We start from the raw sequence: 16,566 nt of genomic DNA, 5'->3' as shown, positions 1-16,566 counted from the left end.
TGCATCAGAAAGGGTGATTATATCTGTTTAATGTGTTACTAAGGTGTTCCAGTCGGCAGCTTTTTTCTGTCCTCTTAATCTTTCAAAGCGTACGGTGTCGTCTTTTTCCTGCGGAGCGTTGACAAAATGGACAAACCGTTTGCGTATGTTGGGATCCCTAACCGCTACTTTCCACTCGCATTCATACGCGTCAACCAATTCCTGCATTTCCTTTTCCCAGGTTTCGGCCATGCCCAAGCTGTCGTTGACGACCACATTGCGCAAGTAGTCGATGCCGCCTTCCATCTTATTGAGCCACGTGGCCGTCCGTGTGAGCGGGTCGGCTGTTCGTATGTAAAACATGAGAAATCGATCGATGTACTTAATGCAAGTCGCAGAGTCGATATCGTTGGCAAGCAGAAGCGCATGCTGAGGTTTGCTGCCGCCGTTGCCGCACACATACAGGTTCCATCCTTTCTCAGTAGCGATGATGCCGAAATCTTTGCTTTGTGCCTCAGCGCATTCGCGGACACATCCACTAACAGCGGATTTAAGTTTGTGCGGTGCCCGCAATCCCCGGTAGCGCTCTTCGATCTGTATGGCGAACGAGACGCTATCGTGCAGTCCGAAACGGCACCAGGTGCTTCCCACACAACTTTTCACCGTCCGTAAGGCTTTTCCGTAGGCGTGGCCACTTTCAAAGCCGGCGGCAATCAGTTCTTCCCAGATTGCTGGTAGGTCATTTAGATGTGCACCGAACAGATCAATACGCTGTCCGCCCGTGATTTTTGTGTATAGTCCGTATTTTTTCGCCACCTGCCCGATGACAATCAGTTTGTCGGGGTGAATCTCACCCCCAGGGACCCGTGGCACCACGGAGTAGGTACCTCCGCGCTGGATATTGGCTAGAAAGCGATCGTTGCTATCCTGCGCCACATCATTGCCTCGGCCCAGGATCATCTCGTTCCAAAGGCTCGCGAGTATGGAGGCTACCAAAGGCTTGCAAGTTTCGCATCCGTCGCCTTTTCCCACACTATCCAATACGTCGTCGTAGCTTTTCAATTGGTGAATTTTTACGAGATCGTAAAGCTCCTGCCGACTGTAATTAAAGTGCTCGCAAATCGTCGTGCGTATGTATTTGCCCTGTTGTTTCATGGTGTAGGCAATCAGGTCCTTCACCATCGGTACGCAACCGGCGCAACCGGTGCCCGCTTTGGTGCATCTGCTCACGCTATCGAAGTTTTCGCAATCCTGATGGGTTACCGCGTTGCATATCTGTGCTTTCGTTACCCCCTCGCAACTGCAGATCAGCGCCGAATCGGGGAGGGATTCCAGTCCCAGGCCGGCAGATTTGCCGGCGGTTTTTTCGCCCAGTAGGAGTACCTCGGGATCCGGGGGGATAGGTAACTGGTTGTTGACGGTCTGCAAAAGCATGTTGTAACTGCTGGCTTCACCCACCAATATCCCGCCGAGTAGCCGATTGCCATCGGCGCTGATGTTTAGCCGCTTATATATACCTTTATTCGTATCCTCCAAAAGAATGGTTCTCGCATAAGGCTCGGCGATGAACGGATCACCGAAGCTGGCCACGTCCACCCCCATCAGCTTTAATTTGGTGCTCATGTCAAACCCGTTGAACGATTTTTTTTCGCTGCAAATCGTGCAGGCGGCGACTTCGGCCATCTCATATCCGGGAGCGACCAAGCCATAGATCATATCGTTTGACAAGGCACACTCGCCAATAGCTAATACAACCGGGTCTGACGTGCGCATCGTTTTATCGACGATGATGCCGCCACGCGGGCCCGTGTTCAGGCCGCAGGCTGTTGCTAACTCGTCGCGGGGTTTGATACCGGCGGAGATGACCAGTATATCTACATCGATCTGGGTGTTGTCTGAAAAAGATAGTCCGGTTATGCGGTCGTCGCCAAGTACCTGGCTTGTTGATTTCTGTAACAGGCAGGTAAGTCCCAGGTTATTCAGTTTGGTTTGCAGCGTACGGCTTGCACTTTCGTCTACTTGCCGGGGCATCAAGCGGGGTGCGAATTCGATGACCGTAGACGCTTCGATACCCAGGTCCACGAGCGCCTTAGCGGCTTCCAGGCCCAGAAGTCCCCCGCCAATGACGGCTCCTTTCCTGGCTTGAGCCGCATACTCCTTGATCAGATCGAGATCTTGGATGGTGCGGTACAAAAAAACACCCTTTTTGTCTACGCCCGGTATGGATGGTACGAAAGGAGTTGAGCCAGTCGCTAATACCAGAAAATCATATTCGAGCACGAGACCTTTTTGTGAAACGACCGACTTGCTGTCCCGATTAATAGCGATAACCGGATCATTCAAGTGCAGTTCGATACGGTTTTCATCGTACCACTGCTGACCGGATAGGAAAAGATCTTCAAGTGAGCTGGAGAAGTAATTTGTGAGATGTACCCGGTCGTAAGCCCTGATAGGTTCTTCTCCAAAAACTACAATTCTGGATTTTTTATCTTTTTTTCTGATTTTTTCACAGAATTTATGGCTTACCATCCCGTTTCCAACTACTATTATTGTCTTTGTCTTCATTTATTATTAATAAAATAATGAAAATGCTATTTTTTGTTATTTATTTCTGCTAAAATAGATATTTATTTTCGAATAAAAGCAATATTTGTTATTTATATCATAAAAATTATTAATTTTGAATGTGAATTTTGATACAAAACGAATATTATAATGTTAATTAGTCAAAATACGTTTTATATTTTGGGTGCAGGTCTTGGTGATATTGATTTATTAACGATTAAGGCGTACAAAATACTTGAAATTGCTGATGTTTTGCTGTTTGATAATTTAATAAATAACGATTTGTTAAATATTGTGCCTAAGGATTGTATAAAAATATACGTAGGTAAGGAGCCTTTTGGAAAATATGTGCCTCAATCTGATATTAATGGTTTAATAGCTTATTACTGCACGCAATATCCCAACGTAGTCCGACTGAAGGGGGGGGATCCGTATATATATGGACGAGGGTTCGAAGAATGGGCCGTCGCCAGACAGCTGGGAGTCAAGGTAACTTATGTGCCGGGTGTCACGAGCATGCAAGGCGTGGGTATGTGGGATATTCCGCTCACCCATCGGGGTACCAGCGAAGGTATCTGGGTGTTGACCGGCATGAAAAGCGATGGTAGCATGGCGTCGGATTTGTCACTGGCTGTGCAGAGCAATTCGACGGTGGTGATCTACATGGGTATGCGGAAGCTATCAGAGATCGCGCGGATGTATGTCATGCACGGAAAAGGTAACACACCCGCGGCCATCGTGCAGAATGCGACAAAGTCGGGCAGCCGGCGGGTGATGTGTGCCGTACGTGATCTGGCGAAATGCAGCCGGGAGGCCAATATGTGCAGTCCAGCGATTATCGTCATCGGCAACGTGGTTGCCTTGAGTGAACGTGTAGACTCCCTCTCCATAAAGCGTAACGTCGTATGAACATCCGTTTTTTCAATGATCACCTTCAGTTGCCGTTTATCGGCAGGTCGGGGATAGACAGGCTAAAAACCAAACGTGTGTTGGTAGTTGGTGCCGGTGGGCTGGGTTGCCCGGTAATTTCGGCGCTGGCTTCAAGTGGAATCGGACATATTGGAATCGCGGATGGCGATCGGGTGGAAACCACAAATCTGGCACGCCAATATTTATATACGCCCGATCAGGTTGGTGAATTCAAAACAACCGCAGCGTTAGCCTATTTACAAACCCGGTATCTCGATACTAAGTTTGAAGCATATCCTTTTTTCTTGGGTGCCAAGAACATCGATTCGTTGTTCGCTTCGTACGACCTGGTTGTCGATGCGACCGATAATTTCCTGTCGAGGTCACTGATTGCCCAATCGTGCCAAAGGCTGGGGCTCCCACAGGTCTATGGCGCAATTTTCCGGGCAGAGGGGCAAGTTACCGTTTTCAATTGTGGCGAGCCACAGGGGGCACTGGCCGATTTATTCGCTGTCGATCCCAGTACGATAGTGAGTTCGGCTTGTGCCGAATCAGGTACTTACATAATTGGCAGTACCGTCATCGGCTTGTTAATGGCCAACGAGGTGGTCAAGGTATTACTTGGGCTGCCCAACCTCCTGGCGGGCAAGTTGCTTCTTTTCGACGTACTAACACTTCAGCAGCGGGTCATCCGTTTTTCCAAACCGCTAGCTGATTCAACGCTTTTGAACCGACTGCATGAGAGACATAACCCATAAAATCAGTACACTGCGCAGCGCGCGGGCCAGTGCGGTCTTGTATATCACCGATCAGACCGCTTCAAAAATCAAACGGCATGAGCTGCCGAAGGGCAATCTATTTGATGTAGCCCGCGCAGCGGCATTTCTGGGGGCAAAGGCGACCCCGCAATTACTTCCTCATTGCCATCCGGTTAACATCGATGGGATGGACGTGGATTTCGAGTACGTATCTTCTGATTCCCATCCTGCGTATTTCACCGATGAACAGCTCGCTCGGGTGGGTATACAGCTTACCGTAACGGCCAGATCGATCGGCCGAACGGGTATAGAGATGGAAGCATTGACAGCGGTGTCGGTGGCTGCGCTTGAACTCTATGATATGCTGAAACCGATCGACGATCAGCTGGAGATCGGACACATCCGCCTGTTGGCCAAAACCGGCGGCAAGTCTGACAACGATCGCTTCCTCGCACCACTGGCGACCTGTGCTGTACTGGTGTGCTCGGATGCGACGGCGGCAGGGTCACGGCAGGATAACAGTGGCAAAAAAATCCAGGAAATGCTGCTGGCAACAGGTGCACAGGTAGTGGACTACCAAATTGTGGCGGATGAAAAAGCCGAGATTCAGCGAGCTGTCAAAGCGTGGGTCGGTGAGGGTGTTCAGTTTATATTCACTACCGGCGGGACGGGGCTGGGGCCACGCGATGTAACGGTGGAGGCGGTTTCTGAGCTGTTGGACAGAACAGCAAATGGTATCGCAGAGGCGATGCGGAGCCACGGTCAGCAACGCACACCGTTAGCGATGATGAGCCGTTCTGTTGCCGGCACCATCGGTGCCTCATTCATTGTAACCCTTCCGGGCAGCAGCAATGGGGTGAAAGAATGCCTGGACGCCGTTTTGCCGGCTTTGTTTCACGTGCGAAAGATGATGATGGGAGGGGGGCATTAACATGTTGAAATACCTTGAGGCCGTAGCAAAGATCCGTGGCCTTGCTAAACCATTCCCGGTAACAACTGTTCCGCTCGATTCGGCGACCAATCGCATATTGGCTAATCCCATTTTGGCGGACCGTGATTACCCGCCCTTCAACCGTTCGGCAATGGATGGAATAGCCATTCGAATAGCGGATTGGCAGCAGGGTATTCGTGAATTTCATGTCCGGGAAACCGTTTTTGCGGGGGTGGATGCTGTATTTGCACTGACTGAAGGCGAATGTTATCGGATCATGACGGGCGCAGCCTGCCCACCGACAGCCGATTCGGTGATCCGTAATGAAGACGTAAGCTATCTAACTGGTCAACGCGTTCATGTAGAAAGCAAACAGGTTTTGTATAGGCAGCACATTGCGCAGTTGGGAGAGGACCTGGCCAAGGGTAACCAGGCGCTTTCCGCGCCCTGTCGGTGCGATGCCCCCACCATCGGTACACTGGCTGCACTCGGGGTCAGGGATGTTCCCGTTTATGCGCATCCATCCGTTGCGATTGTCACAACCGGCAACGAGGTAGTAGCTATCGACCAACAACCCGATTGTTTTCAGATACGGAACAGCAACCAATATCTCCTGCGCGCTTTGTGTGCGCAGTGGCAGTTACCGGTAGTGCTTGTACAACATGTTCGGGATAAGCGTGGCGCGTTGTTAGAGACGCTTGGGGAAGCACTGGAGCATGACATCGTCATCATAAATGGCGGCGTATCGGCAGGGGATACCGATTATGTACCCGAAGTATTGGAGGAGCTCGGTGTGGATGTGTTATTTCACAAGGTGTTGATTAAACCGGGCAAACCGGTGCTGGTTGGAACCGCACCAAGTGGCAATGTCGTGTTTGCCTTGCCAGGAAATCCGCTGTCTTGCCTCGTGACCTTTAAGCTTTTCGTTGAAGAGTATCTGTGGTGTTGTTTTGGATTCGGGCACGCGCGGTTCAAAAAGGCGAAGTTATTGAACGATAAGTCAAAAAAAACGCCTGTGGATGAATTTTTTCCCGTTTTCCGGGAATCGCAAACCGATGGATATACGTGGCGATCCCACCATGGCTCAGGAGACATCACGGCTGCGCTAGGATGCCATGGCATCGGCTGGCATCCGCAGAACAAACGAGATATCAACGCAAATGAGGTGATTTCAATTCTTTCTTTGTCAAGTTTTTAAGCTAAAGTAGTCATGATTCAAAACCAGCAACCACTCACCAAGCTCAACATCTTTTCGTTCAAAGGCATCCAGATGCGGACTTTCCACATTACGTGGATTACGTTCTTTTTCTGTTTTTTCGGGTGGTTCGGCGCAGCTCCGCTAATGCCCATGATCCGTGACGAACTGGGCTTGACCAAAAGCGAAGTGGGCAACATCATCATTGCTTCCGTTTCGGCCACGATCATCGCGCGCATGCTGATCGGTAAGCTGTGCGACACATTGGGGCCGCGATTGACGTACACGATTTTACTGGTGGTGGGTGCTATCCCCGTGATGCTGATCGGGTTAAGCACGAGTTACGTATCGTTTTTGCTATTCCGGTTCGTTATTGGGATCGTAGGCGCCTCGTTTGTCATTACCCAGTTCCATACGTCGATGATGTTTGCGCCAAATATTGTCGGTACGGCCAATGCGGTGACCGGCGGATGGGGAAATCTGGGTGGGGGGGTTACGAACCTGGCGATGCCGTTGATTGCTGCTGGTTTTGCGGCGATGGGGTTGGTGAGCGAAGCGGATTCATGGCGGCTGGCGATGGTGGTGCCCGGTGTCATCCTGTTGCTGATGGCTTTTATTTACTACCGATACACCCTGGATACGCCTGCCGGAAATTTCAAGGATTTGGAAAAGACGGACGCCGCGGGGCAGCAGAAAAAAGGAAAAGGGTCGTTGATGGTGGCGTTGCGTGATTACCGGGTATGGGTGCTGATGCTGGCGTATGCGGCGTGTTTTGGTATTGAGATTACGGTGGACAACGTGGCCGCCACGTTTTTTATCGATCGATTTGGTACGGGTATCCTAATGGCTGGCGCCATGGCCAGTATATTCGGAGGCATGAATCTTTTTGCGCGGGCCTTGGGTGGGATCGTCAGTGACCAGGTCGGGAGGCGTTTCGGCCTTAAAGGAAAAGGGATATTATTGGGATTGCTTTTGGTGTTGGAAGGTGTCGGTATTGCGCTGTTCGCGGCGTCCGGCTCGTTGTTGGTTGCGGTGGTTTTCCTATTGATTTTTGCACTGTTCCTGAAAATGGCCAACGGCTGTACATACGGAATCGTGCCTTTTATCAGCAAAGACAACATCGGCGTGGTAAGCGGCGTGGTTGGTGCCGGTGGGAACATCGGTGCGATGCTGGTTGGGTTCCTGTTCAAGTCTGAGCACTTGACATATGCTGACGCCTTTCAATATATCGGAATTGGGGTGATTTTCGCCGGGCTGTTAGTGGTCGCCACGAAATTCCAGGCGAAGCCTGTACTCAACACCCGCCATATCCCATACGAAGTTTCGGAGATGGAATCAAGGAATGTAATGGATTGATTTAGCTGTGTTGAAATGAAAAAAACAGAAGTAACCAGTACTTGCTGTTATTGTGGGGTGGGTTGTGGGGTTAAGATCCGGTTGGATAAACATGACCTGATCACCGTGACCGGCGATGAGGACCATCCGGTTAACCGCGGGAAATTGTGTAGCAAAGGCATGAATTTACAATATACGGTCAACGACCGATCCGATCGCTTATCCTACCCGCAAATGCGCTATCATCGCAGCATGCCCTTGCAGCGCGTAAGCTGGGACAACGCCCTTACCCGCACTGCGGCGGTGTTCCGCACGTTAATTTCAACTTACGGGCCGGACTCCGTGGCTTTTTACGCATCGGGCCAATGCCTCACCGAAGAGTATTACGTAGTCAATAAACTCATCAAAGGATTTATAGGAAGCAACAATATCGATACGAATTCACGCCTATGCATGAGCAGTGCGGTAGCTGCCTACAAGATGAGCCTGGGTGAGGATTCGGTGCCGATATGTTACGACGACATTGAACTGGCGGATTGTCTGTTGGTTGAAGGGGCTAATCCGGCATGGTGCCATCCGATTCTTTGGCGCCGGGTGGAGGCCCACAAGGCAAAAAATCCAGACACGAAGATTATTGTCGTCGATCCGCGCAAAACAGATTCCGCGGCCATTGCTGATATCCATTTGCAGATCCAGCCTGGTACCGACATGGTGTTGAATTATGCCATCGGTCGGTTGCTGATTGAAAACGGCGACATCGATGCCGGCTTTATCGAAAATCATACGGAAGGGTTTGCAGCATATAAAGCGCGGGTATTTGAGCGGACCGTCGCGGAAGCCGCATGGATTTGCCGCGTTCCGGAAGAGGATATCCGTCAGGCCGCTACTTATATCGGTATCTCCAGATCACTCCTGACATTGTGGACGATGGGGCTCAACCAAAGTGCGAAGGGAGTCGACAAGAACTTATCGCTGATTGACCTCAACCTCATCACCGGCAGAATCGGAAAGCCCGGATCGGGGCCGTTTTCCTTAACGGGTCAACCCAATGCCATGGGGGGACGGGAAGTGGGTGGGTTAGCCAATTTGCTTCCGGCGCACCGCGACCTGATGAATGCTGCCCATCGGCAAGAAGTGGCCAATTTTTGGGGTGGTACGGTTATATCCGATAAGCCCGGGCTTACCGCGACCGACATGTTCGATGCGTTGGCCGAAGGGAAGCTGAAGGCCATCTGGATTCTGTGCACCAATCCGCTAACCAGCCTTCCGGACACGAGGAAGGTCGAACAGGCGCTGAAGAACGCCAAATTTGTTGTCGTGCAGGAAATCAGCAATAAGCCACAGACGCTGGATTACGCGGATGTGATATTGCCTGCCGCAGGCTGGGCGGAGAAAGAAGGAACAATGACCAATTCGGAACGGCGCATCAGTCGCCTGCACAAAATCATCGACCCACCGGGAGAAGCGCTTCCGGACGCCGAGATCATCTGCCGCTTTGCGCAAAAGATGGGGTACAGCGGATTTGACTACGCGAATCCGGAGGCAATATATAGCGAGCATGCCCGACTGACAGCGAAAACATCGATCCGGGTCGACGGGCTGGATTATGCGCGGATAGATCGCGATAAAACCATCCAATGGCCGTATCGGAAGCGGCGGGATACCGGCACATCCCGCTTATTTGAGGATCACCGGTTTTATACAGCAACAAAAAAAGCCATCATCCACAGTCCCGATACCGAAATGCGGAGTGAGCAGCCCGACAGGAATTTCCCATTCATTTTAACAACGGGCCGGGTTCGCGACCAATGGCACACGATGACCAAAACGGGGAAAGTAAGCAAGCTGAAACAACACATCAGCGAACCTCTGCTGGAAATTCATCATAACGATGCCGTGCGTTTAGGAATCGAAGACGGACAGTTGGTAGAAGTTACCTCGCGCCGGGGCAATGTACGGGTTAAAGCCACCATCGGTCATACCATAAAGCCCGGTTGTGTATTCCTGCCCATGCACTGGGGAAAACTCGGGGACTCGGATCTCAACCGGGCAAACAACCTGACCAATCCGTTAGTGGATCCGATTTCCAAAGAACCGGATTTCAAGTTTTGCGCCGTACAGGTGGCACCCTACCAAAAGAAGTTCGAGCGGATTGTAGTCGTTGGTGCCGGTGCCGGCGCTTTTGGATTTGTAAAAGCGTTCCGCGAAATCAACAAAACTGACGAAATCACCGTATTCAGTAATGAAGACCTTCCGTTTTATAACCGGGTTATGCTACCGCATTATGTGAGCGGCGACCAGCAGTGGGGGGAATTGATAAAAATGCAAGATGAGGAGGAGCGAGCTGTTTATCAGATTAACCATGTCCGCGGCGTCACAGTGACCCGTATCGACCGCTCAATGAAGTGCGTGGAAGATTCCAGGGGCGTAAAGACGCCCTATGACGTGTTGATTTTGGGTACTGGAAGTCGGCCGACGATGCCAAGGGACATTCCGACCATGCCGGGGATTTTCAGTATCAGGCGCCGGTCCGATGCGGATAACCTTCGCAAATTTCTTCGAAAGGACGCGTCGGTCGTTATTATCGGCGGCGGGCTATTGGGATTGGAAATGGCAGCGAGTTTACGGGAAATGGGTGTGAAAATTACCATCGTGCAGCGGGTTTCGCGCTTCCTGAACCGGCAATTGGATGTCTTGGGCAGCCAAATGCTCCACGAGGAGATGGTGGAGCAAGGATGCGATGTGTACTACAACGACGAGGTTCAGCTCTACTATGGCCGGAATAAGGTCAGCAAGGTCGAGTTGAAGAGCGGACGGCAGATTAAGTGCGATGCAGTTATTGTAGCGATCGGTACGACCCCCAACATCGAGCTGGCGAAGGCTGCCGGGCTTCAGTGCCAACGTGGGGTGGTTGTGAACAACCGGTTGCAGACCAGCGATCCGGCGATTTATGCCATTGGCGAAATCGCCGAGTTTGAGGGCGTGTTATATGGTATTACCGCTGCAGCGGAACAGCAAGGGGCGGTGGTAGCCAGGTTCCACCATGGCGATGTGGGGAGCATTTACCAGGGAACTGTGTTTATGAATATCATTAAGATACCGGGATTCGACCTCTGTAGTATGGGACTGGTTGACTGCCCTGATGATACGTATGAAGAGATTGTTTTCATCGACAAAGCCAAGCGCTATTATAAGAAATGCATCATTCGCCAAGACCGGCTGGTGGGCGCCATTTTAATCGGCGACAAAAATGAATTTCTGGAATTTAAAGACCTGATTACTAACAAAACGGAACTCAGCGAAAAACGTTTGCAGTTATTACGTAGCGGCTCAACGAAAGAGCCTGTGATTGGAAAGCTGGTATGCAGCTGTAGCCAGGTTGGCGAAGGAAACCTCGTTAACCTTATCCGATCGGGGTGTACCGACTTGAAGACGCTTTGTGTGGCCAGCGGTGCCGGAACGGGTTGTGGTTCCTGCCGACCGCAGGTGATGGCGATTTTGGACGGGATATTGGCAGAGACAGGAGAAATGGAGGCGGTCAATGGCTAAACAAGTCCAATCTGCGTTACAACGCATCAAAGTCAACCTGCCCGGCGGCTTTGTATCAATCGGCGATCTGAAGGCGCTTTTACTGGCAATCGAAGCGGCAGGGATTCGAACCATTAAGGTGGGAACCCGTCAACAGATCCTTTTCGCGGCGACCTCCGCGCAGCTCGAAGCGCTGACATACGATCTCTTTAATCAGGAATTGGTTCATGAAGTAAATACAGACTATTATCCCAACATTGTCAGTTCCTATGTGTCGGATGGCATATTTAACCAGTCCCGGTGGTTGAGGGAAGGCGTATACAAAGATATTCTGGCATCATTTGAGTTCGTGCCCAAACTGAAGGTAAACATTGTGGACGCGAATCAATCGCTGGTACCTTATTATACAGGCAATCTGAATTTTGTGTCGTCCGATGTCGGAAATTTCTGGCACGTCTTTGTCAGGTGGCCGAAAACCAATCAGATATTCGCGTGGTCTTCGCTTGTTTACTCCATGGATATCGGTGAAGTCTGCAGGCAATTGGAGCTGTTGATCCTCGACGGGGGCGGTTTGCCTAGGGCCGGTGAGGAGGCTTTGGGCGCATGTCTCGAGTCAAAGGTAAAGGAATTGGTGCAATTCCATTATCAGGACCCGGTTCAGCCCTTGGTCGAGTCGGAGTTCCGCTTGCCGTATTACGAAGGGTTCAACCGATACGATGAAAAATACTGGCTAGGCATTTACCGGCCGGACGAAACGTACACTGTTTCGTTCCTGCTTGCTATTTGTAACGCCTGCCAAACCTCGCGGATTGGACAGCTTTACACCACACCGTGGCGATCGTTGATTATCAAGGACATCCGGCAGGAAGACCGGAAGGCGTGGGATAGTATTCTGGATGCCCATCGTGTGAATCTACGCCATGCATCGAATGAGTTGAATTGGCAAGTCGAAGACTGGTGTGAACCTGCTCTCCTGCTGAAGCGGTCGATCGTCCGATACTTCGATCGGTTGAACATTCGAACCTATCGGCTGTGCTTCGGCATCAAGATGAGATCGAACAGTGGCATTTGGGGGTCTATTGTATTGAGGGAGACGATTGGCGAACGGGGGGAGTCGTATTTTGATATCTCGCACACGGAAGATTTTAATGCCAATTCCCGCGTCTTGATTCCTTATAAGCAGCGGGTTGCTAAAAGCGCGCTGCCCAAAACTCTCAGGCGGCTCTGCGATTACTTTTATGATTCAAAAGCGGATGATGGCGAAATGCCGGCCGACCGGTCGCTCACCCGTTTACCCGGGGTTTCCGAAGAGGCGCTTCTGCATCCACAGTTTCAGTGCGCCCATTGCTTAAGCATCTATGATCCGGCTTACGGCGATGCGCTGGCGGCAGTACCGCCTGGGTTGGAGTTTGCTGATTTACCGGAAGACTATACCTGTGGCGTGTGCGGGGCGACGAAGAAGGATTTTAATCCCATTAATCGAAGCAATAAAGCAGCATTAACAAGCTAACTATGGAACTATATATCGCACTGGCATTACTTGTTGTAGGTTTTCTGTACGCATCCGTTGGTCATGGTGGCGCCAGTGGATACCTTGCCATCTTTTCGATATTCGGCATTCCGGTGATCCACTATAAACCCCTTGTTTTGGTGCTTAATATGCTGGTTGCCGGTACCGGATTCATCCAGTTTTGGCGCGCGGGGCATTTCAAATGGTCGACATGCTGGCCCTTTCTGATCACCTCGATCCCCGCGGCATTTCTCGGTGCGCGGTTTGCCGTCGCCGAGCAGCTTTACTTCGTGCTTCTTGGCATCGCGTTGATCGTCCCAACCATTCGATTGCTGGGTATTACGCCAAAGGAACACGCACGCTCCAAACCGGTCAACGTGCCTTTAGCGTTGCTCATGGGCGCGTTTCTCGGCGGTTTATCGGGTATGCTTAACATAGGTGGCGGCATCTTTTTGAGTCCACTGCTCATTTTGTTGGGATGGGCGAACGCCAAAGAGGCGGCGGCATCTTCGGCAATTTTCATTACGTTGAATTCATTAAGCGGCTTATTTGGTAGTACATCGCCTATCCATATCGATCGCCAAATCTGCGTTTGTTTTTGCGCTGCCGCCGCTGGTGGATTTCTGGGAGCATATTTCGGAAGCGCACGCTTTCAAATGGCAACCGTTCGTACGTTACTGAGCTTCGTATTGGTGATTGCTTGCTGCAAACTGTTATTTTTTATGTGATAGAAAGGTGCTATGTGATGGATAAGTTAAAAGACCCGCTTGGCCGGTCGTTCCGTGTTTTACGTGTCAGTCTGTTGGATACATGCAATTTCGCATGCACGTACTGTGTGTGTGAAGACCCGCTTATCCCGGAAAAGATGGCAGAAACTACCTTGTCGGTGGGTGAGCTCATCCGATTGATTAGCAATTTGCATGAAACCCTAAACCTGCAAACGGTTCGTTTGACCGGCGGCGAGCCGTTGCTGTACCCGGATTTGGCAGCATTGATTGCCGGCATCCGTTCATTGGGTATCCGGGATATAAAAATGACGACGAATGGTTTCTTATTGGCAAGGAAAATCGAGGCGCTGAAGCGTGGTGGGCTCCGGTCGATCAATGTGTCGCTGGATGCGTTGGATGAAGAACGCTTTTTCCGGATGACGAGGCGGATGGGAGTGGCGCGCGTGGTGGAGGGGATTTTGGCTGCGAAAGAAGCGGGTGTGGACGTCAAGATCAATACCGTGGTAATGCGCGGCGAAAATGACAATGAAATATTGCCCCTGCTGGATTTCGCATTCCGCCATGGGCTTAAAATCCGTTTTTTGGAGCTGATGGGAATGGGACATTTACATGGAAATGCGGACGGCAAGTTTTTCTCGAAACAAGCGATGTTAACCAACATAGCCAGTCGGTATCTGGTCCGGGAATTGGCAAAGCGGCCAGGTGAAACCGCGACGTACTACCGGACTGCATGCGGAAATAGCTTTGGGATTATCGCGAATGAAAGCCAGCCCTTTTGCTCCGATTGTAACCGGTTGAGGTTGGACGTTAAGGGAAACATCTACGGCTGCCTAAGCAGTAATGTCCCCATCGCTATAGCCGACATCACGACGCAAAAGGGATTAGAGGCCAGTCTTTGCGCTGCATTGGCGCAAAAGCAATTGAAATTTTCAGGAAGCGAGTTGAGTATGTTAACAATTGGAGGATAACTAATGATTACATTGGAATTTTATGCAGCGCTAAAAGATCATTTTCCGCCTACATTGGAGGTCGATGAGAAGTTGCGTGATGTTCGCGATTTACGCAAGTACCTAGCTGATAATAAATTGTCGGCCTCGATGCTGCTAGCACAATGCCGGTTTGCAGTGGATGATTCGTTCGTTGACGAGGAACATGTACTTCGTCAGGGAGACGTGATTTTGGTGATTCCACCGAGCAGCGGGGGATAGCAGCATGAACCATCTTAGCACAGAAAATATCGATGTGTTTTCGCTTTGGAAGCGGAGTCATCATCCCGAAGCGGGGGGTATTGTCCTGTTTAGCGGCGAGGTAAGGGATAATCATCAAGGCAAGAAGGTCTCGCATCTTTATTATGAGGCCGCCGAGCCGATGGCCAACAAAATGATTGCCGAGTTGCTGAGAGAAGCAACGCAACGGTGGGGACTGCGAGTTGCGGTTGCCGTTCACCGGTTGGGCAGGGTGGCGGTCATGGAAACGGCGGTAGTAGTCATTACCGGTGCGGTCCACCGCAAGGAAGCTTACGCCGCAAACCAATATATCATAGACCGCATCAAGCACCATGTACCCATATGGAAATGTGAATACTTCGCCGATGGCGAGCGGATGTGGGGAGGGCACTGTTCCTGCTACGGCGAACAGAAAGAGAAAGGGTAATTTATAACGTTAATTAAACGAGATCACCGTGCGAAATTTGATTGGGCTCGTACTATGCGGCGGCAAAAGTAGCCGGATGGGAGCGGACAAGGGGATGCTGGTAAGGGATAATTGTACATGGGTTGAGCACATGAGCGCCAAGTTGAAATCCCTTGGTTTAAAAACCTACGTTTCGATTAATGCATTGCAGTTCGAAACCTATGGTCAATTCTTTTCTTCAACCGCATTGGTACTTGACCAAGTGGATGCGAAAGGACCTTTGTGCGGCTTACTGAGCGCACATCAGCGCTTTCCGAAAAAAGATATTCTTGTCGTTCCATGCGATATGGTCGACTTAGACAACTCACGATTGCGGCAGCTATGGAGCATCTACCAGCAAATTGTCGGAGCGGAACTATACGTATATGGACACGGCGGACTTATAGAGCCCTTATGTGCCATTTACGCAGCTTCTGGTCTTCGTAAATTGTTTTTGGATTACAGGAACGACAACCTGCGCAGCTTTTCGGTGCGACGTGCCACAAAATCGCTAAGCATGGTAAACCTGCCTATTCCCGAGAACACGAGTGATTTCCGAAACTTTAATACACCGGATTGCATCGTCAAGGGGCAGGAAATTTATATCGTTAACGAATAACCATTTGCGTGTGTTTTCGCAGCTATGTAGCTACATTCTATGGGTATCCGCCAATGCGGATAGCGCAGGTAGATTTTCAATCCGGATTTGACGGCCGTCGAGTGTGATCGCCTTTTCACTGGTCAGGTCATTTAACATACGGAATAGCGATTCGTAGGTTGTGCCTATGTAGGCAGCGAGGTCCTGCCGGCTTAGCTGGATATTGATGAATCCCGAGGTGGTCGTACCGAATTGGCACTGAAGCTGAATAAGGGCCGAAGCTAATCGATGCTTCACGGTCATATGAACGAGGTTGTACATTTTTTGCTCGGATTCTTTCAGCTCATCGGCATAGAATAGCATCAATTGATGGGTTAACTCCGTGTTTACCTTTAGGGTGGATAGAAAGAAATCCCGTTCAACAAAACAGAGAACGGTGGGCTCCAGCGTGGTTGCTGATATCGGAAACACACTGCCTTTCGTGGTTAAGCCACGATGTCCTACAATGGCTCCGTTATGTGCAAAACGGACGATAAGTTCCTTGTCGCCCCATTGCTTATGTACTTTCACCGTCCCGGAATAGACGAAATAAATGCCATCGACCGGATTCCCTTCTTGGATGAACCGGGCGCCTTTCTTCAATCGCATGTTTTTCTTTTTTGTATCTAAAAAAGAAACCCATTCCGGCATGACATGCCGGCACAGAAAGCAGGTTCTTAAATCACATTGTTTGGATGGTTTCACACGAGACGTCCTGATTGCACAAATAAACAGATAAATCGAACGTCTCGCAACCGCTCCCGCTTGAAATAATTAAAAAATTACGGCCAAAATTTGCTTGCCCAGAATATTTCTTCTA

At 50.5% G+C, this 16,566-nt stretch carries 14 protein-coding genes; 12 read left to right on the top strand and 2 right to left on the bottom strand.

Annotated elements, in window-relative coordinates:
* Positions 1–27: 27 nt before the first annotated feature.
* Positions 28–2,544 (bottom strand): nitrite reductase large subunit NirB, encoded by a 2,517-nt coding sequence (nirB, locus tag ACFQRK_RS17125; protein WP_379008889.1) that lies wholly within the window; start codon positions 2,542–2,544, stop codon positions 28–30.
* A gap of 150 nt (positions 2,545–2,694) precedes the next feature.
* Between nirB and cobA the strand changes: the two genes are divergently transcribed.
* Genes cobA through ACFQRK_RS17065 form a run of 12 tightly spaced genes read left to right on the top strand, consistent with a single transcriptional unit; the run spans position 2,695 to position 15,728 of the window.
* Positions 2,695–3,453, top strand: coding sequence for a uroporphyrinogen-III C-methyltransferase (cobA, locus tag ACFQRK_RS17120; RefSeq protein ID WP_379008887.1), 759 nt, complete (start codon positions 2,695–2,697; stop codon positions 3,451–3,453).
* A complete protein-coding gene (locus ACFQRK_RS17115) occupies positions 3,450–4,211 on the top strand; it encodes a HesA/MoeB/ThiF family protein (protein WP_379008886.1) in 762 nt (253 codons plus the stop codon). Before cobA ends, ACFQRK_RS17115 begins: the two co-directional genes overlap by 4 nt.
* Complete coding sequence (gene moaCB / locus ACFQRK_RS17110) at positions 4,192–5,142, top strand: bifunctional molybdenum cofactor biosynthesis protein MoaC/MoaB (RefSeq protein ID WP_379008884.1); 951 nt, start codon at positions 4,192–4,194, stop codon at positions 5,140–5,142. The genes ACFQRK_RS17115 and moaCB overlap by 20 nt, the downstream gene beginning before the upstream one ends.
* Before the next feature lies 1 nt (position 5,143).
* Complete coding sequence (locus ACFQRK_RS17105; RefSeq protein ID WP_379008883.1) at positions 5,144–6,340, top strand: molybdopterin molybdotransferase MoeA; 1,197 nt, start codon at positions 5,144–5,146, stop codon at positions 6,338–6,340.
* A 12-nt stretch (positions 6,341–6,352) separates the two neighbouring features.
* On the top strand, positions 6,353–7,693 hold the full coding sequence (locus ACFQRK_RS17100; RefSeq protein WP_379008882.1) for an MFS transporter: 1,341 nt from the start codon (positions 6,353–6,355) through the stop codon (positions 7,691–7,693).
* A gap of 15 nt (positions 7,694–7,708) precedes the next feature.
* On the top strand, positions 7,709–11,221 hold the full coding sequence (locus ACFQRK_RS17095) for a molybdopterin-dependent oxidoreductase (RefSeq protein WP_379008880.1): 3,513 nt from the start codon (positions 7,709–7,711) through the stop codon (positions 11,219–11,221).
* A complete protein-coding gene (locus tag ACFQRK_RS17090; protein ID WP_379008878.1) occupies positions 11,214–12,710 on the top strand; it encodes a rubredoxin in 1,497 nt (498 codons plus the stop codon). The genes ACFQRK_RS17095 and ACFQRK_RS17090 overlap by 8 nt, the downstream gene beginning before the upstream one ends.
* Before the next feature lie 2 nt (positions 12,711–12,712).
* The gene (locus ACFQRK_RS17085; RefSeq protein ID WP_379008876.1) at positions 12,713–13,438 is read left to right on the top strand and encodes a sulfite exporter TauE/SafE family protein; all 726 of its coding nucleotides are present in this window, start codon (positions 12,713–12,715) and stop codon (positions 13,436–13,438) included.
* 17 nt (positions 13,439–13,455) lie between these two features.
* Complete coding sequence (locus tag ACFQRK_RS17080) at positions 13,456–14,406, top strand: GTP 3',8-cyclase MoaA (protein ID WP_379008875.1); 951 nt, start codon at positions 13,456–13,458, stop codon at positions 14,404–14,406.
* A 3-nt stretch (positions 14,407–14,409) separates the two neighbouring features.
* Positions 14,410–14,646 (top strand): MoaD/ThiS family protein, encoded by a 237-nt coding sequence (locus ACFQRK_RS17075; protein ID WP_379008873.1) that lies wholly within the window; start codon positions 14,410–14,412, stop codon positions 14,644–14,646.
* Positions 14,647–14,650: 4 nt separating this feature from the next.
* On the top strand, positions 14,651–15,091 hold the full coding sequence (locus ACFQRK_RS17070) for a molybdenum cofactor biosynthesis protein MoaE (RefSeq protein WP_379008872.1): 441 nt from the start codon (positions 14,651–14,653) through the stop codon (positions 15,089–15,091).
* 28 nt (positions 15,092–15,119) lie between these two features.
* The gene (locus ACFQRK_RS17065) at positions 15,120–15,728 is read left to right on the top strand and encodes a molybdenum cofactor guanylyltransferase (RefSeq protein WP_379008870.1); all 609 of its coding nucleotides are present in this window, start codon (positions 15,120–15,122) and stop codon (positions 15,726–15,728) included.
* 30 nt (positions 15,729–15,758) lie between these two features.
* Here the strand turns inward: ACFQRK_RS17065 and ACFQRK_RS17060 are convergent, their stop codons facing one another.
* Positions 15,759–16,355: a Crp/Fnr family transcriptional regulator gene (locus ACFQRK_RS17060; RefSeq protein WP_379008868.1), complete on the bottom strand. Its 597-nt coding sequence runs from the start codon at positions 16,353–16,355 to the stop codon at positions 15,759–15,761.
* Positions 16,356–16,566: the final 211 nt, after the last annotated feature.

Origin of the sequence: Parapedobacter sp. GCM10030251, from assembly GCF_042666505.1 — a bacterium.
Lineage (GTDB): Bacteria > Bacteroidota > Bacteroidia > Sphingobacteriales > Sphingobacteriaceae > Parapedobacter.
This window is presented reverse-complemented; position numbering and strand designations above follow the sequence as displayed.